27 protein-coding genes are annotated in these 25579 nt (G+C 26.1%); 19 read left to right on the top strand and 8 right to left on the bottom strand.

Annotated elements, in window-relative coordinates:
* Nucleotides 1-2 precede the first annotated feature (2 nt).
* The 3 genes from AAQM_RS09050 (at nt 3) to AAQM_RS09040 (ending at nt 3927) form a co-directional block, all read left to right on the top strand.
* Complete coding sequence (locus AAQM_RS09050; protein WP_164967065.1) at nt 3-2381, top strand: AAA domain-containing protein; 2379 nt, start codon at nt 3-5, stop codon at nt 2379-2381.
* Between the two features lie 62 nt (nt 2382-2443).
* Nucleotides 2444-3073, top strand: coding sequence for a CBS domain-containing protein (locus tag AAQM_RS09045; RefSeq protein ID WP_129095778.1), 630 nt, complete (start codon nt 2444-2446; stop codon nt 3071-3073).
* 77 nt (nt 3074-3150) lie between these two features.
* The gene (locus AAQM_RS09040; RefSeq protein WP_129095777.1) at nt 3151-3927 is read left to right on the top strand and encodes a sulfite exporter TauE/SafE family protein; all 777 of its coding nucleotides are present in this window, start codon (nt 3151-3153) and stop codon (nt 3925-3927) included.
* 3 nt (nt 3928-3930) lie between these two features.
* Here the strand turns inward: AAQM_RS09040 and AAQM_RS09035 are convergent, their stop codons facing one another.
* Nucleotides 3931-5175, bottom strand: coding sequence for a GGDEF domain-containing protein (locus AAQM_RS09035; protein ID WP_129095776.1), 1245 nt, complete (start codon nt 5173-5175; stop codon nt 3931-3933).
* A 79-nt stretch (nt 5176-5254) separates the two neighbouring features.
* Between AAQM_RS09035 and AAQM_RS09030 the strand changes: the two genes are divergently transcribed.
* From AAQM_RS09030 to argH, 4 genes are all read left to right on the top strand, one after another.
* Nucleotides 5255-5449 carry a hypothetical protein gene (locus AAQM_RS09030; RefSeq protein WP_129095775.1) on the top strand — a complete coding sequence of 65 codons (195 nt, stop codon included), beginning with the start codon at nt 5255-5257 and terminating at the stop codon, nt 5447-5449.
* Between the two features lie 62 nt (nt 5450-5511).
* On the top strand, nt 5512-5946 hold the full coding sequence (locus AAQM_RS09025; RefSeq protein WP_129095774.1) for a hemerythrin domain-containing protein: 435 nt from the start codon (nt 5512-5514) through the stop codon (nt 5944-5946).
* Between the two features lie 2 nt (nt 5947-5948).
* Nucleotides 5949-7217 carry a hypothetical protein gene (locus AAQM_RS09020; protein WP_129095773.1) on the top strand — a complete coding sequence of 423 codons (1269 nt, stop codon included), beginning with the start codon at nt 5949-5951 and terminating at the stop codon, nt 7215-7217.
* A 60-nt stretch (nt 7218-7277) separates the two neighbouring features.
* Nucleotides 7278-8669 (top strand): argininosuccinate lyase, encoded by a 1392-nt coding sequence (gene argH, locus AAQM_RS09015; RefSeq protein WP_129095772.1) that lies wholly within the window; start codon nt 7278-7280, stop codon nt 8667-8669.
* Between the two features lie 21 nt (nt 8670-8690).
* Here the strand turns inward: argH and AAQM_RS09010 are convergent, their stop codons facing one another.
* Complete coding sequence (locus tag AAQM_RS09010) at nt 8691-9599, bottom strand: chemotaxis protein CheV (RefSeq protein ID WP_129095771.1); 909 nt, start codon at nt 9597-9599, stop codon at nt 8691-8693.
* Nucleotides 9600-9660: 61 nt separating this feature from the next.
* Complete coding sequence (locus AAQM_RS09005; protein WP_129095770.1) at nt 9661-10311, bottom strand: tRNA threonylcarbamoyladenosine dehydratase; 651 nt, start codon at nt 10309-10311, stop codon at nt 9661-9663.
* A 61-nt stretch (nt 10312-10372) separates the two neighbouring features.
* Between AAQM_RS09005 and greA the strand changes: the two genes are divergently transcribed.
* Genes greA through nth form a run of 6 tightly spaced genes read left to right on the top strand, consistent with a single transcriptional unit; the run spans nt 10373 to nt 15719 of the window.
* The gene (gene greA, locus AAQM_RS09000) at nt 10373-10861 is read left to right on the top strand and encodes a transcription elongation factor GreA (RefSeq protein WP_129095769.1); all 489 of its coding nucleotides are present in this window, start codon (nt 10373-10375) and stop codon (nt 10859-10861) included.
* Complete coding sequence (argC, locus tag AAQM_RS08995) at nt 10858-11862, top strand: N-acetyl-gamma-glutamyl-phosphate reductase (protein WP_129095768.1); 1005 nt, start codon at nt 10858-10860, stop codon at nt 11860-11862. The genes greA and argC overlap by 4 nt, the downstream gene beginning before the upstream one ends.
* Entirely contained in the window at nt 11852-12559 is a 708-nt protein-coding gene (locus AAQM_RS08990) for a UDP-2,3-diacylglucosamine diphosphatase (protein ID WP_129095767.1), read from the top strand. The genes argC and AAQM_RS08990 overlap by 11 nt, the downstream gene beginning before the upstream one ends.
* Nucleotides 12550-13086, top strand: a complete 537-nt coding sequence (locus AAQM_RS08985; protein ID WP_129095766.1) for a hypothetical protein — start codon at nt 12550-12552, stop codon at nt 13084-13086. The genes AAQM_RS08990 and AAQM_RS08985 overlap by 10 nt, the downstream gene beginning before the upstream one ends.
* Before the next feature lie 10 nt (nt 13087-13096).
* Nucleotides 13097-15070 carry an excinuclease ABC subunit UvrB gene (gene uvrB, locus AAQM_RS08980; protein ID WP_129095765.1) on the top strand — a complete coding sequence of 658 codons (1974 nt, stop codon included), beginning with the start codon at nt 13097-13099 and terminating at the stop codon, nt 15068-15070.
* 1 nt (nt 15071) lies between these two features.
* Complete coding sequence (nth, locus tag AAQM_RS08975) at nt 15072-15719, top strand: endonuclease III (RefSeq protein ID WP_129095764.1); 648 nt, start codon at nt 15072-15074, stop codon at nt 15717-15719.
* A 13-nt stretch (nt 15720-15732) separates the two neighbouring features.
* Here nth and AAQM_RS08970 read toward each other — a convergent pair whose 3' ends face one another.
* Nucleotides 15733-16143, bottom strand: a complete 411-nt coding sequence (locus tag AAQM_RS08970) for a hypothetical protein (protein WP_129095763.1) — start codon at nt 16141-16143, stop codon at nt 15733-15735.
* A gap of 136 nt (nt 16144-16279) precedes the next feature.
* On the opposite strand from AAQM_RS08970, the gene AAQM_RS08965 reads away from it, so the two are divergent.
* Entirely contained in the window at nt 16280-18232 is a 1953-nt protein-coding gene (locus AAQM_RS08965) for a TonB-dependent receptor (protein WP_129095762.1), read from the top strand.
* A gap of 20 nt (nt 18233-18252) precedes the next feature.
* On the opposite strand, the gene AAQM_RS08960 is transcribed toward AAQM_RS08965, so the two are convergent.
* Nucleotides 18253-19482 carry an HD domain-containing protein gene (locus tag AAQM_RS08960; RefSeq protein ID WP_129095761.1) on the bottom strand — a complete coding sequence of 410 codons (1230 nt, stop codon included), beginning with the start codon at nt 19480-19482 and terminating at the stop codon, nt 18253-18255.
* 249 nt (nt 19483-19731) lie between these two features.
* Between AAQM_RS08960 and AAQM_RS08955 the strand changes: the two genes are divergently transcribed.
* Both AAQM_RS08955 and AAQM_RS08950 read left to right on the top strand, forming a co-directional pair.
* Entirely contained in the window at nt 19732-20712 is a 981-nt protein-coding gene (locus AAQM_RS08955; protein ID WP_129095760.1) for a DUF2156 domain-containing protein, read from the top strand.
* Nucleotides 20709-21131, top strand: coding sequence for a GNAT family N-acetyltransferase (locus AAQM_RS08950; protein ID WP_129095759.1), 423 nt, complete (start codon nt 20709-20711; stop codon nt 21129-21131). Before AAQM_RS08955 ends, AAQM_RS08950 begins: the two co-directional genes overlap by 4 nt.
* A gap of 7 nt (nt 21132-21138) precedes the next feature.
* Here the strand turns inward: AAQM_RS08950 and rpiB are convergent, their stop codons facing one another.
* From rpiB to folD, 3 genes are read right to left on the bottom strand one after another with little or no spacing between them, the layout of a single operon-like run.
* Nucleotides 21139-21594, bottom strand: a complete 456-nt coding sequence (gene rpiB / locus AAQM_RS08945; protein WP_129095758.1) for a ribose 5-phosphate isomerase B — start codon at nt 21592-21594, stop codon at nt 21139-21141.
* Entirely contained in the window at nt 21594-22379 is a 786-nt protein-coding gene (lepB, locus tag AAQM_RS08940) for a signal peptidase I (protein ID WP_129095757.1), read from the bottom strand. Before lepB ends, rpiB begins: the two co-directional genes overlap by 1 nt.
* On the bottom strand, nt 22380-23240 hold the full coding sequence (folD, locus tag AAQM_RS08935; RefSeq protein ID WP_129095756.1) for a bifunctional methylenetetrahydrofolate dehydrogenase/methenyltetrahydrofolate cyclohydrolase FolD: 861 nt from the start codon (nt 23238-23240) through the stop codon (nt 22380-22382).
* A 160-nt stretch (nt 23241-23400) separates the two neighbouring features.
* On the opposite strand from folD, the gene AAQM_RS08930 reads away from it, so the two are divergent.
* From AAQM_RS08930 to AAQM_RS08920, 3 genes are read left to right on the top strand one after another with little or no spacing between them, the layout of a single operon-like run.
* The gene (locus AAQM_RS08930) at nt 23401-23937 is read left to right on the top strand and encodes a 50S ribosomal protein L25/general stress protein Ctc (protein ID WP_129095755.1); all 537 of its coding nucleotides are present in this window, start codon (nt 23401-23403) and stop codon (nt 23935-23937) included.
* A 9-nt stretch (nt 23938-23946) separates the two neighbouring features.
* Nucleotides 23947-24498 carry an aminoacyl-tRNA hydrolase gene (pth, locus tag AAQM_RS08925; RefSeq protein WP_129095754.1) on the top strand — a complete coding sequence of 184 codons (552 nt, stop codon included), beginning with the start codon at nt 23947-23949 and terminating at the stop codon, nt 24496-24498.
* Between the two features lies 1 nt (nt 24499).
* Nucleotides 24500-25573 carry an LptF/LptG family permease gene (locus AAQM_RS08920; protein WP_129095753.1) on the top strand — a complete coding sequence of 358 codons (1074 nt, stop codon included), beginning with the start codon at nt 24500-24502 and terminating at the stop codon, nt 25571-25573.
* Nucleotides 25574-25579 lie beyond the last annotated feature (6 nt).

Raw genomic sequence — 25579 nt, 5'->3', positions numbered from 1 at the left:
AAATGGAAATCTCAAAACTAAAAGAGCTATGTCTTGAACAGGCACAATTTTATTATGAATATGTAAAAAAATATAGTGAAAACAATGGAAAAAGTATAGACAAAGTTGTATCTATAAAATACCAAGAAGATAGTTCTCCAAAACTATATGAAATAAAACTTGAAAAAGCTATTTATGATTTTGAAAAAACTTATTATAAAAACAATCAAACAAATGAATATTATTTTAATAAAAAAGATATTTTAATCAAAGAGTATGATGAAAAAAATAGACTTTTATATGTTCAAGTTTTGAAAGATGATATTGATTTTGAAAAGATAAGTAGTGATGATTTTTTTGTAGTTACTGATTTACTTTTTTTGATTAAAAATTTGATTGAATGGTATGAAAAAAACGCTCATAAACTTACTTTTGATGACAATTTTGATTTAGATTTAAAACCAAATATAGAAATACTAAAAGATACAAAACTAAACCAAAATCAAAAAGATGCAGTAAATTCTATATTTAAAAACAGATATTCATATATTTGGGGACCTCCTGGAACAGGAAAAACAAAAGCTGTTTTATCAACTGCATTGATAAATTATATAACTTCAAATAAAAAAGTTTTGATTGTTGCTCCTACAAATGTAGCTTTAGAACAGATACTTTTGGGAGTTTTAGAAAATACTGAAAAACTTCAAATTTCACGAGAAAAGATTTTACGAATAGGAATTCCATCAAAAGATTTTTTTGATAATTATGGTGAAGTTTGTGAAACAAAAGGAATAGAAAGAGTTTTAGAATCACTTGAAAATGAGATAAATATTTTAAATAGAGTACTTAAATATCGCGAAGGTAAACAAATTAGTGAAGATTTAGAAAAAATCTTAGAACACTTTTCTAAGCTTCAAGAAAATAAAATAAGAATTATCAAACTTGAAAATGAAAAAGAACATTTGCAACCTTTGATAAATCTTTTAACTTTACCCCTAAAAGCTTACCATTTTTCAAATAATTCAAAAATGATAAAAGATGCAATAAAAAAACATGAAAAAAATCCTTGTGTAAATTTTGATGAGAAACTAATAGAGGAAAATAGATTAAAAGAGGTTGTAAATATAGATTGTATTAGAAAAGAATTGGAAAAAATAGACGAAAAGATAAATCAAATAAATCAAAAAAACTTTGAAATACTAAATTTTTGTAAGAAAATAATAAAAAATGAAAAGGTTTATAATGAAATATTTAAAGATTTAACACAAACAAACTTAGATGAAAAACAGCTTCAAATAAATGAAAAAATATCCCAACTAAATCTTTGGTGTAAAAGAAGTTTAGAATCTATAAAAACTTTAGCAAAAGAATCAAATGATGAGTTGATAAATCAAGCTTTAAATATACATCATAAAAATTTTGATGATAAAAAATTAAAAGAAAAATATGAGTTTTTGATTGATGAAAAAGATTTATTAATTGAGCAAAGTACTAAACAAAGAGTAAAAAATAGTTTAGTAATTGCTATGACAATTGATGCTTATATTCAATACACTATAAATGAAAATATCGAAGTCGAACATATATTTTGTGATGAAGCTGGATATATGTCTACAATTAAGGCTTTGACTCTATTTAAGTGTAATTCTTCAATTACATTTTTAGGTGATCATATGCAACTTCCACCTGTTAGTGAAATAAAAACTGATGATATAAATGCTTTTAAAAAGAGCTTTTTATGGAGCCAATGTGCACTCTTTTTTGAAACGCTTTTTTTTAAAAATAGTGTTGAAGAGATTTATTTAGATTTTACAAATAATATAACACCAAAATTTGAAAAAACATCACAAATTAATCTAATCTCAACCCATAGATTTGGGAAAAACTTAGCAAAAGTTTTAAATAAATTTGTTTACAAATTTGGATTTCAATCAGCTTTAGAAAGTGATACAAATCTATTTTTTATAGATAGTGCTTCAAATGTAAATGAAGCTGATGAACGCTCATCATTAGAAGAAGTAATGATAATCAAAGAGTTAGTAAAAAAGTTTGAAGGAAAATCTTTTGTGATATTAACTCCATATAAAAAACAAGTGAAACTTTTAAAGGAACACTTGGGTAGAAAATATTTTGAAAATATTATGACCATCCACAAATCACAAGGAAGTGAATGGGATAATGTAATTTTTAGTGTTGTTGATGATTCAAATAGTGGAAAAAGAAGAATGTTCTTTACAAATACTTTAAATGAAAATTTCAAAGGTTTAAATCTAATAAACACAGTTGTAAGTAGAACAAAAAAAAGATTGATAATTGTTGCAAATGAAGATTTTTGGATAAAACAAAAAGATACTCAACTAATTGGAAATTTGATTTCTATTTCAAAAAAAGTTACTGCTTAAAATAAATCATTAATGATTTATTAAATAATTTGTATTAACATAAGAAAAACAAGGAATAAAATATGTTTGCCATATATAATAACGGTAGTGTAGGTTTTAGAAGTACTTCAGATAATCTTTATACTTTAAGTAATGTAGATAGTCTAAGTGAAACAAGATTAAAACCTGACGAAGGTTTTATGGCATTACTTAACCAATCAAATAATGAAAATAAAAAATCAGAACAAAAAGCTTTAAATACATATAAAAAAATGGCAAATATTGATACTTCTGAACCAGTTTTTTTAGTTAAAGATATTATGACTAAAGATTGTATTTATATTGATGGAAAGTCAACAATAAAAGAAGCTTATGATGTTTTGAAAGAGTTAAAAATAGAGCAGTTACCTGTTGTTTCATTTGCTAAGAAGATTTTAGGAGTTATAAATAAAAAACTAATTTTAAATCTTTTGATGGAAGATTTAGAAAATAGTGAAGTAGTTTTAGTAAAAAAAATAGAAGACATTTATCTTCCCCAATTAATTACTTCAGACCCATCAACAGATATTAGAAGTGTTGCAAAAGTAATGTTAGATTTTAAACTTCATGCGATACCAATAGTCGCTGAAAATGATATTTTAATAGGAATTGTTACTAAAACAGATATTTTAAAAGCAATAGCACATAATCCAAAATTACAGTTGTGGTCATAAAAAATATAATTTTTGAAATTTAGATATAACTTTTATATAATTTTTGGCTATACTTCCAAAAAATTAAAAGAGTATATATGGATTTTTTACAAGAAATAACAACATATTGGATTGTTATTTTTATTATTACTGGATTTATTGCTGGATATATTGATTCTATTGCTGGTGGTGGAGGAATGATTCAAGTACCAGTTCTTCTATATAGTGGGATACCTCCTGTTTTTGTACTTGCAACAAATAAAATGGCATCATTATTTGGTACTTTAATGGCTACAATCAAATATTTTCTAAGTAAAAAGATTTCTTTAAAAGTAGTAAGTATTGCGATAATTCCTTGTTTATTAGCTTCTTATATTGGAAGTAAACTTGTGATGTATATTCCTGATGAGATAATTCAATGGGTAATTTTGATAGCTATTCCAATAGCTTTATTTTTTTTACTTAAAAAAGCAAAAGATATTAAAGAAGAGAATACAAAATTAACAAATAAAAATATTATTCTTTCAACAGTACCAATAGGATTTTATGATGGAATTTTAGGTCCTGGAACAGGAACTTATATGGTAATTTCAATGAAAAAATTTTTGCATTTAGATTATATAGTTGCAACAGCTTCTACAAAGCCTTTAAATTTAGCTACAAATGTAGGTTCAGCAATTGCCTTTGTTATGGCAGGAAAAGTTTTATGGATGATAGCTATTCCTATGGCTATTGCCAATATGGCGGGCTCTTATGTAGGGAGTCATTTTGCTATAAAAGGTGGAGAAAAATTTATTAAAAAAGTATTGATATTTGTTCTTATTTTTATGTTAGTTGCAAATGTTATAAAAATTATTCTATCCGAGATAGGATAGTTTTTATATTTCTACTCCATTATCAAGTATAATTCTATTTCTACCTTTATGTTTTGCTTCATAAAGAAGTTCATCTGCTCTTTTTTTAGCTTCTGGAAAAGAGGTATATTTATTTCTGTAAGTAACTCCTGCACTAAATTTTAGTTTTATATTTGCTTCTTTATATATAAAATTACTATTACTTAAGGCTTTTTTTACTCTTTTTACATATCTTTCAACTTCAATTTCATCTTGATAATTAATTAAAGCTATAAACTCTTCTCCACCATATCTAGCTATAATATCTTCTTTTCTTGTTAAGTTTTTTAAAATTCCTGCAAAACTTTTTAAAACAGCATCTCCACAATTGTGTCCATATTTATCATTTATATCTTTAAAGTGGTCAATATCATAAAAAACTACAGCATAATCTCCATTGAAAATAGAGAATTTTTTTTCCATTTTTTCAACTTCTTGGTTATATCCTCTTCTATTCAATATTCCAGTTAAAAAATCTATTTGATGTTCTTCTTTTACTAAATTAAGTTCATTTTGAAGTTCTTCTATTTGTTTATTTAAATAATCAAATTTTTCTTTATTATCTGTTATTATTTGTTTGTTTTGTTTTAAAGAGTTTTCAATTTTATAAATAGTATCAATTAGCTTTTTTTGTACAATTTTTAGTTCTCTATGGGAAGAATTTGAGATATTTAAGTTTATTAATTCATCTTTTATTTTCATAATCTCTTCAGTAGAATTCTCTCCATCACTTAAAGTTTTATCAAAATATCTACTCATTAAAGAGGTTAGTTTTACAATATCATCAGTTTTATCTTTTAGAACTTTTCTATCTGAATCAATTCTTCTTTGTGAAATCTCTTTTAATTTATTTATAGATTCATCAGAAGTTATATTTTGAGGAGTTTTTAAAATTTCAATTATAAAATTTTCAATCTCTTCTATAAAATTAAAATCAGCAGAAGGTGTAAGCATTTGTTCAAAGCAAAAAATTAATTTTTTTAATTCTTCTTTTGAAGTTCTTTTTGCAAGAACAATTGATAAATCTTTAAAAGATTCTATTTTATTTTGTTTTTCTTCATTTGTTAAAGATTTTTTTATTTTTTCAAATATTTCTATCTCTTCAATTTCTACATTTAATGCATAAGATTGTTTTTTAAACTCTACAAAATAATTTTCAGGAGTAGTCTCTATATTTTCGTTTTTTAATTGAAAAAGAGTATTTTTTGTAAGTTCTTTAATATTAACCAAGAAATAACACCTTGTAGTTTTATTGTAAGTTATGTATTATATCACTTAAATATAATAATAAATATAAAAGGATAAGAAAATGACTGCACAAGATAAAGAAATAGCCCAATTACACGACAATATAGTAGAAGATATAAAAGATATTTTTGAAAAATATATGTCAATAATAGGTTTAGATGTTCCTGAAAATAATGAAGAAACAGCAAAAAGTAAACTTTTGTATATTATGAAAGATGCAATTACTCAAATAGAAGAGGAAGAATGTATTGATTAACATCAATTAAAATTTTTTTTAAATTCCTTATAATTTGATATTAAAATTATAAGGAATTTAATATGAACACAATTTCATCTTTTTTAACTCATGACCATAGAGTTTGTGATGAACAATTTGCAAGTTTAGAAAATGCTGTAGCTTCTATGGATTGGGAAGAAGCAGAAAATCAATTTAACAAATTTTCTGTTGATTTATTACACCATTTTGATATGGAAGAAAAAGTAATGTTTCCTACTTTTGAAGATGTTACAGGAATGAGACAAGGTCCTACAATGGTTATGATAATTGAACATAACCAAATGCGACAACTTTTAAACTCTTTAAAAGAAGATATCTCAAAAAAAGATAAAAATCATTTTTTTGGTGTTAGTGAAAGTTTGATGATGCTTATGCAACAACATAATATGAAAGAAGAACAGATGTTATATAAAATGGCAGATTCACATCTTGGAACTTTAGTTCCTCAAATAATAGATAGTATGAAAGCTTTGTAAAAATGTTTAATCAAGGATTAAGTCTAACTCAAGCACCTCCTATATCTGTACCTTTTAGATTTTTTCTAAGTGCTCCAATTTTTGGAGTGCTTATATCTTTGATTTTTTTATTTTTCCCTTTTGATGAAGTTTCAAATGAATATCATAATGTTTCAATAGGTTTAATACATCTATTTACTTTAGGAATTTTAACAATGATAATTTTTGGAGCAATGCAACAAATGATGCCAGTTCTTGCAGGAGCTGTAATTTCTAAATCAAAGTTGTTTGCTAATATTGTTCATAGTTCTTTATTTATTGGAACTATTTGTATGAGTTTTTCTTTTATTTTAGATATGAAACAACTACTTTATATTGGAATTTTATTTTTAAGTTTATCTTTTTTATCTTTTTTTATTGTTTGTATAAAACTTTTATTTCAAGTAAAGTTTTTAACTTCAACTGTTAAAGCAATGAGACTTTTTTCATTGAGTGGATTAATAACTTTTATTTTAGGATTTTATTTAGCTCTTTCTCATATTAACTTAAATATGGGAGAAAATTATTTAGCTTTTGTAAATACACATATTTTATTTGGTCTATTTGGTTTTGCATTTTTACTTATAATGGGAGTTTCATTTCAAGTTATTCCTATGTTTTACGTGGCACTTGATTTCCCAAAATTTATACAACATAAACTTCCAATTATTTTGTTTATTACAATTTTTATTTCATTTTTCTTTTTTTATTTTGAAATAAATTTTTTATTTTTGAAGTTTATATTTGTAGTTGAGATGTTAAGTTTTGGATATTTTGCTTTGAAATCTTTAAATAATAGAAAAAGACCTGTTTTTGATGTCACTTTATGGTATTGGAAATTCTCTTTAATTTGTTTGATTATTTCTATGATTATTTGGATGTTTGATATTTCTGAATCAAATTATATTTTAGTAATTATTTTTGCTTTTGGATTTTTATATTCTCTTTTACAAGGAATGGTTTATAAAATAATTCCATTTTTATCATGGTTTCATTTAAATTCAAAAGGATATTTTTCTATTCCTACTATTAGAGAATTTATAAATGAAACATATATAAAAGTTCATTTCTTTCTTCACGTTTTTTCTATTGTGTTTTTTGTAATAGCGTATTTCCAAGATATTTTTATTTATTTTGCTTCTATTATATTTTTAATATCAAATATGTTATTTTTTTTGAATTCGATAATAGCAGTAAAAAAATATGCAAATATTTTAAAAACTGATCCAATGGATTTATCTTCTTTTAAATAATATCACTTGTGTTATAATGTCGCCTTAATTTAAAGGTACATTATAATTTTAGGAAACCAAATGTCAAATCAGAATAGTCAAATTTTAAAAAACACAAATGCACAAATTTTAGATGAGTTTAATGCTTCAATAATGTTTGATAAAGAGCTTTATGCTCAAGATATTAGAGGTAGTATTGCTCATTCACAAATGTTAGCTCAACAAGGTATTTTAACAAGTGAAGAACAAAAAGCAATAGAAACTGGACTTCTACAAGTTAAAGAAGAGATTGAAAGTGGTGAGTTCAAATTTTCATTGGCTTATGAAGATATTCATATGGCTGTTGAAACAAGACTTACTGAAATTATAGGAGAACCTGGGAAAAGACTTCATACTGCACGAAGTAGAAATGACCAAGTTGCAACAGATTTTAGACTTTATGTTCAAGATAAATCTTTAAGTATAAAAGAGCAATTAAAAGAATTAGTTGAAACTTTTGTAAAGGTTGCAAGTAAATATACAACAACTTTAATTCCAGGAATGACACATTTACAACATGCACAACCTCTTAATTTTGGTTTTCACTTATTAGCTTATGCAAATATGTTTAAAAGAGATTATGAAAGATTTGAAAGTTCTTATGATAGAAATAACTATTGTCCTTTAGGAAGTGCTGCACTTGCTGGAACTCCACATAATATTGATAGATTTGCAAGCAGTGAAAAATTAGGATTTATTTCTCCAACTTTACATGCAATGGATACAGTTTCAGATAGAGATTTTGCTTTAGAAATTTTATTTAATATAAGTACGACAATGATGCATATTAGTAGAATTTCAGAAGAATTAATATTATGGTCATCTTATGAGTTCCAATTTGTAAGAATGAGCGATGAATATGCAACAACAAGTTCAATTATGCCACAAAAGAAAAATCCTGATGTTCCAGAGTTATTAAGAGGGAAAACAGGTCGAGTTTATGGAAACTTAATTTCACTTTTAACAGTAATGAAAGGTTTACCATTAGCCTATAATAAAGATACACAAGAAGATAAGGAAGGAGTTTTTGATTCAGTTAAAACTGTTGAAATTTCAATTTCAATTTTAAATGAAGTTATAAAAACTATGATTGTAAATGTTGAAAAAATGGAACAAGCTTGTAAAATAGGGCATTTAACAGCAACTGATTTAGCTGATTATTTAGTTCAAAAACAAAATATGCCATTTAGAACTGCGTATTACATAACAAAAGATGTTGTAGCTCTTGCAAATAATTTAAATAAAGATATTAGTGAATTAAATATAAATGAAATTAGAAGTGCAAATGATGAATTAAAAAATGTAAGTGAAGAGATAATCATGTACTTAGATTTAAGAAACTCAATGAATGCAAGAAATTCATTTGGTGGAACTTCATCAATTCAAACAGAAAATCAAATTAAATATTTTGAAGAGTGGTTAGAAAAAAGATAAAAGATGAGTTTAACTCATCTTTTATTTTATAAGGAATTTTTTAGTAAGTTCAAATAAAGTTGATATATCAGTTTTCCCAACAAATCCATCTACACCAATTTGATTCATTTTTCCTCTTACAGCATCTGTTGTCATAGAAGAGTTCACAATCACAGGAATATGCTCATATTTTTTATTTGTTTTGATATATGAAGCAACTTGATAACCATCAGTTCCAGGCATCTCAATATCAGTTATAACCATACCAATATTTTCAGGGTTTAATTCTTCTAATCGGTTTACTAATAGTGTTCCATTTGCATATATTTCAAATCTAACACCTGTTTTTTTGAAAAATTTAGTTAAAACTTCTCTTGCAACTCCTGAATCTTCAGCCGCTAATATAACTTTGTTTGATTCAAGTTTATCTTCTACATATTTTCTAACGTCATCTTCACCATCATCAGTCCATTTGATGTCTCTTAAAAGTTGTTCAGCATTAAATACAGTACATAACTCATCTTTGTTATTTACTTTTACATAAGTTGTATAAGTAATCTTAGAATTTGTTTCTTCTGTATGTCTTAAATCTTGAGTAGTTTTTTCAACAATATCAAGCATATCTTTAACTAAAAAACCAATTTTTTTATGATTAAATTCACAAAAAATTATAAGTTTATAATCTTTAACTTCCAATGCTGGAAGTCCAAGCCATGCATCAAGATTTATCAATGTAACAGGTTCTCCCCTAATTGTTGCGATTCCTGCGATTACATTTGTATCTCTTGGAGTATCATTGATTGCAACTTCTTCAGTAATTATAAAAGCTTTAACTTTTGCTATATTAATTGCGTAAATATTATTATGACCAGTGTAAAATACTGCTAATTGTTGAACATTTCTCAAATGTCCTTGAGTCATTTGCTCAACACTACCACTAATACCGCTCATGTAAATCCTTTTTTGTGTAAGTTATTTATTATATATCTTTTAAACTTTAAGTAACTTTAAGTTATTTTTTCAATTTTTTAATTAGTTTTTGAACTGTTACAGATGCCATCATTAGACCAAATGAGCCTGTAACTCCTTCAAAACTACCTTTTTCTAAACACATTGGAAGTTCAGATGAGAAAATTACTTTAAACTTTTTTTTGAAACCTTGATTTTTCAACTCTGTTCTAATTTTTTTAATAAATGGGTCATTATATGTATCCCAAATAGAAATATATTCTATTTTAGAAGGGTCAATTCTTTTTGCTCCACCGCTTGTACTTATAACCTTTGTAAAATGTTTTTTTATTAAATGAACTTTAGGTTTAACATCATCAATTGCATCTAAAATGTAATCATAAGATGAAAAATCAAAACTATCAATCCATTCAGGTGTTATTTTTACATGGATAGGAGTAACATTTGGATATTTTTCTTTCAAAGCTTCTACTTTAACTCTTCCAATATTTCCATGACTTCCCATCTGTCTATTCATATTCGATTCTTCATAATTATCAAAATCAACAATAGTTATATTTGTAATTCCTGTATTATATAAAGCATCTAAAGCAAAACTTCCAACACCACCAACACCTAAAAGTATTAGTTTTGTGTTTTGAAAAGTTTCAAAAATTTCATCACCAAATAACTTCTTAGTTCTATCATATTGCATATAAACTTCTCTTTTACTAATTTTGGGTATTATATCATAAATAAATTTATTGGAGATGTTGATGGATAAAGAACCAATGACAATAGCTGGTTATAATAAAATTACTTCAGAATTAGAGTTTTTAAAGAAAACAGAAAGACCTGAAACAGTAATTGCATTAGATGAAGCTAGACAATTAGGAGATTTAAAAGAGAATGCTGAATATCACTCTGCAAAAGAAAAACTAGGATTAATTGACTCACAAATAGCTGAGTTAAATACTGTTATTTCAAAAGCTGTGATAATAGATCCTTCAACTCTTCCTCACGATAAAGTAAGCTTCGGTTCAACAGTAAGTTTGGTAGATACGGATTCAGATGAAGAGTTTACTTATACTATTGTTGGTGGAGTAGAGTCAAATGCTGAAAAAGGAATGATTTCTTTTAATTCACCATTAGCAAAACAATTAATGGGAAAAGAAGAAGGTGATGAAATAAGAGCTACACTTCCAGGAGGAGTTAGAACTTTTGAAGTTTTAAATGTGTGTTATAAGGAGATAGAATTATCATGAATGTAGCAATTATTGGAGCTAGTGGATATACTGGATTAGAATTAATAAAGATTTTAATAAATCATCCAAAATTTAATATTTCATATATTGCAAATTCAAGTGGAGAGATGAATGTTCAGGATTTACATCCTAGTTTGAAAAACGTGATAAATATGGATGTAAATTTAGCAAATGCACAAGATGTTGCTAAAGTTGCTGATTTAGCATTTTTAGCACTTCCTCATAAAACTGCTATGGCTTTTGCAAAAGAGCTTTTAGCTTTGGGGATAAAGGTTGTTGATTTAAGTGCTGATTATAGATTAAGTCTTGAAAACTATGAAAAACACTATTGTGAACATGGAGATAAAGAAAATATTAAAGATGCAGTTTATGGTTTACCTGAATATTTTAAAGAAGATATTAAAAAAGCAAAACTTATAGCAAATCCTGGTTGTTATCCTACAGCTTCTTTATTAGCTCTTTTACCATTTATTGATTATATTGAAACAGAAAATCCAATATTTATTGATGCAAAATCTGGTGTTAGTGGAGCTGGGAAAAATCCAAGTGATACAACACATTATTGTCAAATAAATGATAATGTTCATGCTTATAATCCATTTAAACATAGACATATGCCAGAAATCCAAGAAAAAGTAAAAATACTAAAAGGTAAAGAGTTAGCTATTAATTTTGTACCACATTTATTACCACTTACAAGAGGAATGTTGGTTTCTGTATATGCAACTTTAAAAGATGATATAGATGTAAATGAAGTTTTAAATAATGCTTATAAAGATTGTGAGTTTATAAGATTAAGAGATAAACCAGTAGATGTAAAATCAGTTGCTGGGACAAATTTTTGTGATTTATTTGTAACTAAAAATGGTAAAGCTTTATTCGTAAGTTCTGCTATTGATAATCTTTTAAGAGGAGCTTCATCTCAAGCGGTTGTAAATGCAAATATCTTATGTGGATATGAAGAGTATGAAGGAATTCCTAAAATAGCTTATGTACCTTAATATACAAGATAATGCTATTTTTGTAGCTGATTCCCATTACAATAAAAAGAATATAGAGTTTTTAATATTTTTAAGAAAAGTTGAAAGTAAAGAGATATTTACAACTCAACTTTTCTTAATGGGGGATATTTTTGATTTTATTTCTGGAGAAAGTAGATATTTCATAAAGCAGAATATAGAAGTTATAAATCTTTTAAATAAGTTATCAAAAGAGATACAGATAGTTTATTTAGAAGGAAATCATGATTATAATTTAAAATCAATTTTTCCAAATATACTAGTTGTTAAAAGAAAAAATCAACCTTTAGAAGCTACACTTGAAAACAATCAAACAGTAAGTTTAGCTCATGGGGATAATTTTATAAATTGGAAATATGATTTATATTGTTCTTTCATAAGAAATAAATTTTTTTTGAAATTTATGAATTTTATAGATATAAATTATTTTATCTCTAAAAAAATAGAAAAAGCTTTATTGGGTAAAAATATTTGCCATGAGATGAAAAATTTTGAAGAGTTAGTTTCTAAAAGAGTGAAAAACTATAATACAAAAATCATAATAGAAGGACACTATCATCAAGGTAAAACTTTTTTATTTGATGATAAAAAATATATAAATATTCCTTCTTTATGTTGTCAAAAAAAATATACAAAATTTATAGATTCTAATTTTAAACAGGAAGAGTTGTGCAATTAATCGTTGTAGGTATCGTAACAATAGTTTTAATATTATTGTTTATAATAGTTTTTTTATTAATAAATAGTAGTTCATCAAAACAAGTTAAAACAAAAGTAATTAATCAAAATTTAAATCAAGTTATAGATTTAGATGAAATTAGATTTCCAAGAAATGTTGAGAATATGAATGGAACTATTTTATCTCAAGCTTGTAAAGTAATCATTGATTCTTATAGAGCGTTAAATTATGCTAATAAACTTCCAAGTGCTATGGATAAGATTGAGTGGCATACTTGGCAGGTTTCAATACTTTTATTTTTTTTAAAAAGTAAATATGTACTAAATATTTCTAATAGTAATCAATTATTTCATGAAACTATTTTAAATCTTAGTAAAAATCATATAAATCAAGATATGCAAAAAATATTGAAGAAATATTTAGATAACGCAAATGTTGATAAAGATAGAGATACTTTAAGTAAAGATGTAATTTGGACAGCAAGAGAAGTTTCTATTATTTTACATGAAATATTAGAACTTAAATAAAGGAGAAATTATCGCAAAGTTTGAAGTAGTAAGTGAATATGAACCTTCAGGTGATCAACCTGTTGCTATAAAAGCCTTAAGTGATTCAATAAATGCTGGAAACCAATATAACACGCTTTTAGGAGTTACTGGAAGTGGTAAAACTTATACAATAGCAAAAGTTATTGAAAAAGTTCAAAAACCTACACTTATAATGACCCATAATAAAACTTTAGCAGCTCAGCTATACTCTGAATTTAAACAATTTTTCCCAAACAATCATGTTGAATATTTCATCTCATATTATGATTATTATCAACCAGAAGCTTATATTCCTAGATCAGATTTATTTATTGAAAAAGATAGTTCAATAAATGAAGAATTAGAAAGATTAAGACTTAGTGCTACAGCTTCACTTTTATCTTTTGATGATGTTATTGTTATTGCTTCAGTTTCTGCAAACTATGGTTTAGGAAATCCTGCTGAATATAAAGCAATGGTTCAAAGAGTTGAAGTAGGTTTTGAGTATTCACAAAAAGAGTTTTTATTAAAACTTGTAGAAATGGGTTATAAAAGAAACGATAAGTTTTTTGATAGAGCAGATTTTAGAGTAAATGGTGATGTGATAGATATTTTTCCAGCTTATTTTGAAGATGAGTTTGTTCGAGTTGAGTTTTTTGGTGATGAGGTTGAATCAATTTCAAAACACGAATATATCACAAATAACAGAGTAAAAGATTTACAAGAAGTAATTATCTATTCTGTTAATCCTTTCGTTGTTTCAAATGATAAATTAGCAACAGCTGTTAAACAAATAGAAGAAGAGTTAGATGAAAGACTTGATTATTTTCAAAAAGAGCAAAAACTTGTTGAATATCAAAGATTAAAACAAAGAGTTGAGTTTGATTTAGAGATGATTGAAGGAACTGGAATGTGCAAAGGAATTGAAAACTATGCACGACATCTAACAGGTCAAAAGCCAGGGGAAACTCCTTATTCATTACTTGATTATTTTGAACAAATGGGAAAAGATTTTTTACTTGTGGTTGATGAATCTCATGTCTCTTTATCTCAATTTAGAGGAATGCATGCAGCTGATAGAAGTAGAAAAGAGGTTTTAGTTGATTATGGATTTAGACTTCCAAGTGCTTTAGATAATAGACCACTAAAATTTGATGAATTTATTAAAAAAGCTCCACATTATGTGTTTGTAAGTGCAACTCCAAATGAGCTTGAACTTGAGATGAGTTCAGTGGTTGCTGAACAAATTATAAGACCTACTGGATTACTTGACCCAATTATTGACATAATAGATAGTGAATATCAAGTTGAAAAACTACATGATGAGATAAAAAAAGTAATAGCAAAAAATGAAAGAGTTTTAGTTACAGTTTTAACTAAAAAAATGGCTGAAGAACTTGCAAGTTATTACGCAGATTTAGGAATAAAAGTAAAATACATGCATAGTGAAATTGATGCAATTGAAAGAAATCAAATAATAAGAGAACTTAGACTTGGAACTTTTGATGTATTAATTGGAATTAACCTTTTAAGAGAAGGTTTAGATATTCCTGAAACTTCTTTAGTTGCTATACTTGATGCAGATAAAGAAGGATTTTTAAGAAGCAAAACTTCACTTATTCAAACAATAGGAAGAGCAGCTAGAAATGAAAATGGAAGAGTTATTTTATTTGCCAAAAAAATCACAGCTTCAATGCAATTTGCAATAGATGAAACAAACAGAAGAAGAAAAATTCAAGAAGAACACAATATCAAAAACAACATAACTCCAAAATCTACAAAAAGAAGATTGGATGAAAACCTAAAACTTGAAGAGTATGATGATGTTGCATGGAAAAAACAAAAATTAGAAAAAATGCCAGCTAATGAGAGAAAAAAAATCTTAATTGAGTTAAATAATAAAATGAAAAAAGCAGCACAAGATTTAAATTTTGAAGAGGCTATTAGATTAAGAGATGAAATAGCTAAGATTAAAGAGATATAAAATGAAAAAAGCAACAAAAAAAGAAATAGAAATAATAAAACAAGCCTTTGTTGAAAATTATAGTGATGCAGTTACAGAGCTAAATTATAGAAATGATTATGAGTTATTAATAGCTATTATTTTAAGTGCTCAATGTACTGATAAAAGAGTAAATATTATAACACCAGCTCTTTTTGAAAAATATCCAAGTGTAAAAGAATTAGCAGTTGCTGAGCTTGAAGATGTAAAAGAGTTATTAAAATCTTGTTCATTTTTTAATAATAAAGCAAAAAATATTATAAAAATGGCTCAAAGTGTTTTGATGAATTATGATGGTGAAATTCCACATGACCAAAAAAAGCTTATGAAACTTGCAGGTGTTGGAAATAAAACTGCAAATGTATTTATGATTGAGTTTGAAGGTGCAAATCTTATGGCTGTTGATACTCATGTTTTTAGAGTTTCTCATAGACTAGGACTTAGTGATGGAAAAACAGTTGATATAACAGAAGCTGATTTAGTAAAAAAACTAAAAGGTCATGATTTACATATTTTTCATCAAGCAATGGTTTTATTTGGAAGATATATTTGTAAAGCTGTAAAACCTGAGTGTGATAAATGCTACTTTCCTCAGGTTTGTAAAAGTAAAAGCGGTTTTAAACCTGCTTAATTTATAAGAAGAGTTATTTTTCTATACACTCTTCTTTTAAATCTGAGAAATTTTTGAAAACAAAATTATCTTGAATTCTATTTATTTCAACTTCATTTGCTGTACACAAAAACTCTTTATTGTCTTTTTTGATCAGATATGTAAATTTATAAATAAATTTGTCTTTTGAACTTACTACTTTATTATTTAAAAGTTCTGCTTTTAAACCTTCAACTATGACATTTTTCTCTTTTTCATATTTTTCTTTAAACATATTAGGGAAAAAGTTCTCTTTTTTATTTTCATAAAAAATATAAGTAATAAAAGATAATAGGATGATTACTAAAAGGATTATAAACTCTTTTTTTTCAAACCTTTTATTTATTAGATAAAGTATAACTGTTGCAGTTATTATTAAAATTGCAAGGGCGATAATTATTTGCATTTTACTCCTTTTTTTATTTTTATTATATCTAAGCTTAGCAAAAAGCTTTTAGTAACAGCATTTCAAATTTTTAATTAACAAAAAATTAACAGCTCTTTGTAATACTTTCATAAATTTTTTAACACAAGGCAAATTTATGAAAAAATTTATTCCATTATCACTTGTAGCTACAGCTATTTTATTAAGTGCAAATGAAACAAACAATTTAGAAAAAATTAGTGTGGTAGAAACGGCTAACTCAAAAATTGTAAAAGATGTTAGTTCTGAGCAATTAAAAAATGCGGATTTGGCAGATGCGTTGATGAATAATATTGCTTCAATTTCTATTGTAAAAAGAAGTGGAATTGCAAATGATATTATTTTAAGAGGACAAAAAAAAGATAATATAAACATTTTACTTGATGGAGCAAAAATCTACGGAGCGTGTCCAAACAGAATGGATCCTCCAACTTCTCATGTTTTAACAAATAATATAGAAAGTGTAAAAATAATTGAAGGTCCTTATGATGTTGAAAATTTTGGAACTTTAAGTGGTCTTGTAAAAGTTGAAACAAAAGAACCAACAAAAGATATTCATGGTGAAATAAATTTAAATGCAGGTAGTTTCGCTTATAGAAAAGCTAGTGCAACAGTTAGTGGTGGAACGGATAAAATAAAATTACTAATTTCTGCTTCAACAGAACAAGGTGACCCATATGAAGATGGAAATGGGGATGATTTTCTAGCTCAACAAAAGAAAAGAAATGTTCCAGTTACACAACAGTATTCTAAAGATGATTTAAAAGCATTTGAGAAAAAAACAGTTTTAACAAAAGCTCAATTTAATATAACTGATGATCAAGAATTAAAACTATCATATACAGCAAATAGAAGTGATAATATTTTATATCCAGCAGGTCCAATGGATGCTGATTATGATGATTCTGATATTTATACTATTGGATATGCTGTTAGAAATTTAGGTGATTTTTCTAAAGAGTTAAATTTGGATTATTACTACTCAAAAGTTGATCATCCAATGAGTACGAAACTTAGAAATAATGGTGTTACAAATTATAGTACTAATTATATGAAATCATCTATTTGGGGAGCTAAAATCAAAAATTCTATGGAAATTGCTGATTATTTAGTAACTATGGGACTTGATACGAGTGTTAGAAACTGGAAAGGTCAAAGAAGCACTACAAATGTTTTAACAGGGATTAAAACTTTAGGTGCAATTAGTTTAGATTCAACAGATACAACAAATAAAGCAGTTTTTGCAAAAGTTGAGAAGTCATTTGGTAAGTTAGATTTAGAAGCAGGAATGAGATATGATAATACAGATATTGATTCAGTAAATAGTGCTAAAACTGATAAAAAATATGCTTCATTAAATGCAAATATTTTTGCAACTTATAATGCTGATGAAAATACTAAATATTTTGCAGGTATTGGAAAAAGTTCAAGAGTTCCAGATGCAAGAGAGCTTTATATGGGTGCTAATAATGATTTAGAAGATACAAAAAATTATCAAGCTGATTTAGGACTTGATAAGACTATTGGAAGTTTTAATATCAAACCAAAAATATTCTATTCTGTATTAAAAGATTATATTTATAACAGTGGAAGTTTTGAAAATATAGATGCGAAAATATATGGATTAGATATTTCAGGATTTTATTTTATGACTGATAATTTTTCACTTGATTATGGTTTAGCATATCTAAGAGGTAAAAAAGATGGAGATTTTAGAGGAAATGATAAAGATTTAGCAGAAATTCCACCATTAAAAGCAAATTTAGCTTTAAATTATGAGCAAGATAAAGCAAAATATACAGCTGAAGTTGTAGCTGTTGATTCTTGGGATAGTTTTGATAGCAGTGCAAAAGAGCAAGAGTTAGCTGGGTATGCAGTTATAAATTTAAAATACACAAATCAATTACATAAAAATTTTACTTTAACACTTGGGTTAGATAATGTGTTTGATAAAGTTTATAATTCGACAAATACATATCAAGATATTAGATATGTTGAAGTTGGTTCAATTCCTACATTATTTAATGACCCAGGTCGATATGGATATGTAAACTTAAAATATAGCTTTTAATAAGCTATATTTTACAGATTTTAATCAAAATCCATTCTAGCTTGAGTTTGTCCTGTTGTTCCAAATTCATAATCTATTTGTGATGCTATTGCTTTGAAATCAATACCTTGAACTGTTTTTAGACCTTTTAATATCTCTTTTTTACCATTTATTAACTCTTTTGATTTTATACCATGTGAAATTGACAAACTAGCTTCTACAAAAGCTGATAGTTTATCACATTGTTTTAAGGCAAATCCATCTATGGCATCATATTTATCAATATTATATTTTGAAATATCTTCTACAACTTCAATTTTTCCATTGTTTTTTATTTTGTTTGTAAACTCTTCTTTTATTCCATCATAAAGTCCTAAAATATAAGAAAACTCTTCATGTAAAATTTCTGGAATATTAGGTAAAATACTCTCTTGAATTTTTTCTATTTCATACTCTGCAATTATTTCAGATAATTCATCAACACAATATTTTACAGGAGTTATAATATCTCTTGTTAGAGCTTCTGGTAAATCATGAAATAAAGCTGTAAAAAAGTTGTTTTGTAACCTTTTATCACAAGCATTTACTTCAAGTGAAAAAAAATATCCAAAAATTGCAACTGTTAACATATGTCCTAAAACAGAAGTTTCAGGAATTCTAGGAGTCTGTGCCCATCTTTTTTGAAATCTTAATCTTCCACTTAAATCTATAATTTTTCCAAGTTTTTTATTTAGAGCAATTTTTCTCACACCAATTAATTCATAATAATCTTCAATTTCTTCATCAACACTTTTTTTAACATCTTCAATATCATTTAAAAATTGACTTGTTTGATAAACTATTGAAAATTCCCATTTTGTTGCAAGATAAGAAGCAGCTTTTAAAATAAATCTCTCTTTTTTATATATTTCAGGATTATTTAAATATTCTTCAAATTTTTGTAAAAATGTTCCATTATCTATATCTTTTATTGATGGAGCTAGTTTTGAAATAACCCAAGCATTTATCTCTCGTGATTTTTTTTGTAAAGCTTTTCTAAAAACATCAGGTCTAATGTCTGTTACAACAACTCTTCTTAAAAACTCAAAAATCCCAGCTTCTATTAGATGTGTAAAGTTTATATCTTTTTCAAGTTTTGCTATAAAATATGCGATTATAAATTTGTGAGCTTGTTTATCAAGTTCTACAAGTTCAACCATTCTTGGATAGTCATTCCATCTTTGGATTGAAGCACTTGAAAATATATAATCTATAATTCGTGGATTAATCAATTTTTATCCTTATTTATCTTTTTTTGTGTCATCAAAGAACATCATTTTTTTACCAAGTAACATTAAAACAACAACTATAAACATCATCAAATATACTTGCCAATCACTCATAAATATGCCTTTTTATTTTGTTTTGATTATCTCATAATATTGATAAATAGGTACTTAGAATTATTTTTTTATTACTTTGACGCAAATTGTAAAAACAGATGTATAATTCGCAAAATTTTTCTTAAGGAATAAAATAAAATGTCAACTTTGACAATTAGTAACTACACTTTAAAACACTTTGACTTAAAAGCAAAAGAGAGTATGAATGAGTATTTAAAACTAATAAATGTAGATGTTAGTGATTATACTTTTGCAGGAAATTATATTTGGCTTTCAACTGCAACAGGATTTTATACGATTGTAAATGATACTTTTTGTTTATTTATATTAAATTCAGGTGAATTATCAATGCTTTTGCCTCCAATTGGAAAAAAAGAGAATACTTATGAGGCAATGCTAAGATGTTTTGAAATTATGAATTCACATAATAGTAATAGAAATTATTCAAAAATTGAGTATGTACATGAAGAATTACTTGAAGGGTTTGTGGATTATTTAGAAGAGGGTACTTTAGTTTATGAAATGCTAAAGGATTTTATTATTGAAAAAAAACTTGTTGATTATATTTATAAAACTGAAGATTTGATAGATTTAAAAGGGGATTCTTATAAATCAAAAAGAAATGAAATAAATAGATTTAGAAAAGTTTATCCAAATTATAGATTAGAAATTTTAGATAAAGAAAAACATTCAAAAGAGGTATTAGCACTTTTTAATAAATGGGTAAAAGATAGAACAACTTATATGCCAAAAGAAGAAGTAGAAATCTTTTTAGATGGGATTTATTTTGAAAGATTTGCTATAAAAAAGCTCATAAATGATTATGATAAGCTTGATATTATAGGACTTGTAATTTATATAGATGATGAAATAAAAGGTTTTACAGTTGGTGAAAAAATAAATGAAAATACAGCAAGTGTAATTATAGAAAAAACAGATTTTGAGGTTTTAGGTTGTGCTCAATTTATTTTTAGGGAATTTACTAAAATTTTAAAAGATAAATATAATATTGAATATATAAATGTTGGAGATGATATGGGATTTGAAAATCTTAAAAAAGTAAAAATGTCATATAGACCTAAAAAATTAGTTCCAAAATATACGATTTATCAAAAATGATTGCAAAAGCAAAAATAGAAGATTTAAACCCTTTGTTTAATCTTGAGTGTGAAGTTTTTAAAGATGATTCTTTTGCTTTAAGTAAAAATAGTTTTAAATATCATATTTTAAAAAATAAAATTTTTAAAATAGAACTTGAAAATAAAATAATAGGATATATTTTATGGCTTGAAAGAAAAAAATATTTTAGATTATATTCCTTAGCAATTGATACAAATTTTCAGGGTTTAGGTTTGGCTTCAAAGTTATTGGATTATAGTTTTACTAATTTAGAGAAAAATGAGTTTAGCCTTGAAGTAAAAATATCAAATAAAAATGCGATAAAATTATATGAAAAATTTGGTTTTAAAATTAAAAAGGTTTTAGAAAATTATTATGAAAATGAAGATGGATATTTGATGATAAAAAATAGGGCATAGAAAAAATCTATGCTCTACAACTTCCTATTTTACCTAGTGCATTGATTTTTTCAACTCTTTGTGTGTGTCTTCCACCTTCAAAAGAGGCTTTGTCCCAAGCATCAACAATAGCTTCAATCATTCCATAACCTGAAACTCTCTCTCCTAAACAGATAATATTTGCATCATTATGTTCTCTTGCCATTTTCGCACTATATTCATTGTGACAAAGAGCTGCTCTAATACCATCAAATTTATTTGCAGCCATACTCATACCAATACCAGAACCACAAATCAAAATACCTTTAGAGTTATCATTCTCTAATACATTTTTACAAACAAGTGCAGCAAAATCAGGATAATCAACTCTATCTTTACTATTTGGTCCTAAATCTATTACTTCATGACCTTTTGCTTCAAAAAGTTCTTTTACATAAGCTTTAATATCAATTCCTGCATGATCAGCACCGATAAAATATTTCATTAATAAATTCCTTCTTTATGTTCAATTTTAAAATCTTTATTGATTATCTCTTCTTCTAAACTTTCAACTGTTCTTAAAACTCTATCCCATCTGATTTCGTAGTTATCATCCCATGAAAAATAGATAAACCAAGGTTTTCCAACTATGTATTTATAATGAACTGTTCCCCAAAATCTTGAATCATTCGAGTGATCTCTATTATCTCCCATCATAAAAGTTTCATCTTCAGGAACCATAATAGGCATCATATTGAAAAGTTCACTAGGATTTAATCCATTATCAACAACAATTGGGTCATGATGAATTCCTGGATGTTCTTTCATATATGGGTTTACAACCCACAACTTATCTCCAACTTCAATAATACTCTCTTTTGGATAGTTCGCTTTTACAAACTCATTCCCTTCCTTTGGATGTAGAAGAAGATTTTTATCTTTAATTGCAACTAAATCTCCACCTGTTGCAACAGCTCTTTTTACATAGTGTATTAATTCATTTTTAGGATATCTAAAAACAACAATATCACCTCTTTGTGGTCTAGGTCCTTCAATTAGGTGTCCATTGTCATTAAAATCAGGTAAAACTTTTACTTCTAGCCATGGAATTCTTGGAGTTGGAATTCCATAAGAGAATTTTTTAACAAAAAGCATATCGCCAATTAAAAGAGTATTTTTCATACTTCCACTTGGAATCACAAAAGCTTGAGCAACAAAAAATATGATTCCTAAAACAATTACGATAGTACCAGTCCAAGATGAAGACCAGTTGTATATTTTTTTAAACATTTATTTAGATTCTCTTTTATCTCTTAATTTTGCTGCTTTTAAAGTATTTTTTAAAAGCATTCCAATCGTCATGGGTCCTACACCACCTGGAACAGGTGTTAAGTGTGAACATTTATTTTTTAAACCTTCAAAATCAGCATCTCCAACTAATTTACCTGTTTCAAGTCTATTTATTCCAACATCAATTACAATTGCTCCATCTTTTACCATATCTTCTTTTAGTAAATATGGAACTCCAACAGCAATTACAACTATGTCAGCTGCAAGTGTATGAGCTTTTAAATCTTTTGTTCTACTATTACAAACTGTAACTGTTGCTTTTGCATTGATTAAAAGTGAAGCCATTGGTTTTCCAACAATATCAGAACTTCCAATAACAACAACGTTTTTTCCACTTAATTCTATTCCATACTCTTCAAACATTCTCATAACACCAAATGGAGTTGCTGGTAAAAATGCATCAAGATTTGAAACCATTCTTCCTACATTATATGGATGGAAACCATCAACATCTTTTAAAGGATTAATTGCTTCAAGAACTATTGTTGTATCGATATGTTTAGGTAAGGGTAATTGAACTAAAATACCATCAAGTTTTGGATTTTCATTCATTCTTGCTATTGTTTCAAGTAATTCTTCTTGAGTAATTGTTTCAGGCATTTCATGAACAACAGAATAAATTCCTGCATTTTTACATGATTTTGCTTTACTAGCTACATATGTTGCACTTGCAGCATCATTTCCAACTAAAATAACTGCTAAACCTGGAGTTATTTGTTTTTCTTCTACAAGTTGAGCTACTTCAACTTTAACTTCTTCTTTGATTTTTTCAGATAATGCTTTTCCATCTAATAATATCATTGGATTTTACCTTATATTTAGTATTTATTAAGGTAACTATGATATCCAAAATTCAATTAATAAAAGTTAAATATAAAATTAATAAATACTTAAACTAATATTTAGATATATTTAAATATAATCCGCTTCCGAAATTTAAAATTAAACACAAAGGATCGTTATGTTAGAGGGTATCATTAGAGATAGTATGACAAAACAAGCTACTAAAACTTTAAGAAGAGAAGGATATTTAATTGCAAATATCTACGGTAAAGGTTTAGAAAATATTTCAGCTGCATTCAAAAGAAATGAATTCATCAAATTTTTAAGAAATAAAGAAACTTTAGCATTTGATGTTAACTTATCTGGTAATGTATTAAAAGTTGTAGTTCAAGAGTACCAAAAATGTCCATTAACTTCTGAGTTATTACACGTTGATTTAATGGTTGCACAAGCAGGTGTTAAAACTTCATATAAAATTCCAGTTAAAACTACAGGAATTGCAAAAGGTCTTAAAAATAAAGGTCTTTTAATGATTCATACAAAAAGAGTACCTGTTAAATGTACAATTGAAAATTTACCAAATAACATTACTTTAGATGTAACAAACTTAGACACAGGTGATAATATCTTAATTAGAGATTTAACTTTACCAGAAAACATAGATTGTTTCTTAGATCCTAGAGTACCAGTTGTTGGTGTAATTAAAGCTAAATAATTAATATTTATGTATTTAATAGTAGGTCTTGGCAATATTGGTGAAAAATATCAGTTTACAAGACATAATATAGGTTTTATGGTTATCGATGAGATAACCAAAAATCTATCAACTTCAAATATAAATAATCCAAACTTTCAATCAACTCTTTTAAAATCGGGTTATAATCTTTTTGCAAAACCAACAACATATATGAATAATTCTGGAGTTGCAGTTCATGCAATAAAAGAGTATTATAAAATTGATTTAGAAAATATTATTGTAATTCATGATGATTTAGATTTACCTTTTGGAACAGTGAAGTTCAAAATTGGTGGAGGGCATGGTGGACACAATGGTCTTAGATCTTTGGATTCACATATTGGTAAAGATTATGTAAGAGTTAGAATAGGAATAGGTAAACCAAAAGAGAAATTAGATGTTGCAAATTATGTATTAAGTAATTTTTCAAAAGAAGAAATGAAACTATTGCAAGATATAATTCCTCATACTATAAAAGCAATTGAATCACTTAAAACTGAAGAAATTGATGTAGTTAAAACTAAATACACATTGAAGTAAAATGAGCATACTAACAAAATATATTTTAAAAAAATATCTGATTAATTTTATTATTGTTTTAATATCTCTAGAACTATTTTTTGTAGGAATAGATTATTTACAAAATTTTAAAAATGTTCCAGAATCAGCAAATTTACAACTTCTTTATGTTTTATATAATGGATTTTTTACTTTAACATTAGCACTACCTTTATCAATAGTTTTTGCATGGGTTATAACATTGGTTATTTTCATTAAAAATAATGAGTTTGTTGCTTTTAATGCATTGGGAGCTACAAGAAAAGAGATTTTTCTTCCAATTATTTTAATATCAACTTTTTTATTAATATTATTAATTTTTTTACAAATGACACCACTTGCTTATTCTTATGATCAAAAGAGAAAGATTCTGAATAATGAATATTTTACAAGCACCAAAAATGACATTTTTTTAAAATATGATGATTATTATGTTTATTTTAAAAAGTTATTACCTTTAGAAAAAAGGGCAGAGCAGATACACATTTTTAAAGTAAAAAATGAAGATGTGATAGAGACAATTGTTGCCCCAAAAGCCTATTTTCAAAATAATAGATGGTATATTGTTGATGCAAAAGTTATTAAAAAACCTGAAAATATAAATAAAGATGATTTGGAACAAAAATTAGATATTAAATATGAAAGATTTTTACATACATTAGATGGATTTAAACCTAAAATTTTAGATAATGTTTATGAAGGTAAAACAGATTTTTCTATTTATGATGCAATTTCTGCAATAATTTTACTAAATTCTCAAGGAATTAATACTGATAAAATAAGAGCAATTTTATATAATCAAACAATTATTCCTTTTTTTATAACTCCTTTACTTTTACTTGTTTATGCTTATGCTTCTTTAAATAGTAGATTTTTTAATATGGGTAAATTTGTATCTTTGTCAATTTTTGGAACATTGATAGTTTGGGGATTCTTTTTTATGTTATTTAAATTATCAAGTTCTGGTAATTTAATGCCTGAAATAATTCTTTTATTGCCTTTTTCATTTTGGATTGTAATATCTTTTATTTTTTATAATAAAAAAATAAATTCTTAAAAGGTA

This window comes from Arcobacter aquimarinus (assembly GCF_013177635.1).
Classification (GTDB): Bacteria; Campylobacterota; Campylobacteria; order Campylobacterales; family Arcobacteraceae; genus Aliarcobacter; species Aliarcobacter aquimarinus.
Note: the sequence above shows the minus strand (reverse complement) of the source record. Positions and strands in the feature narration are given on the sequence as shown.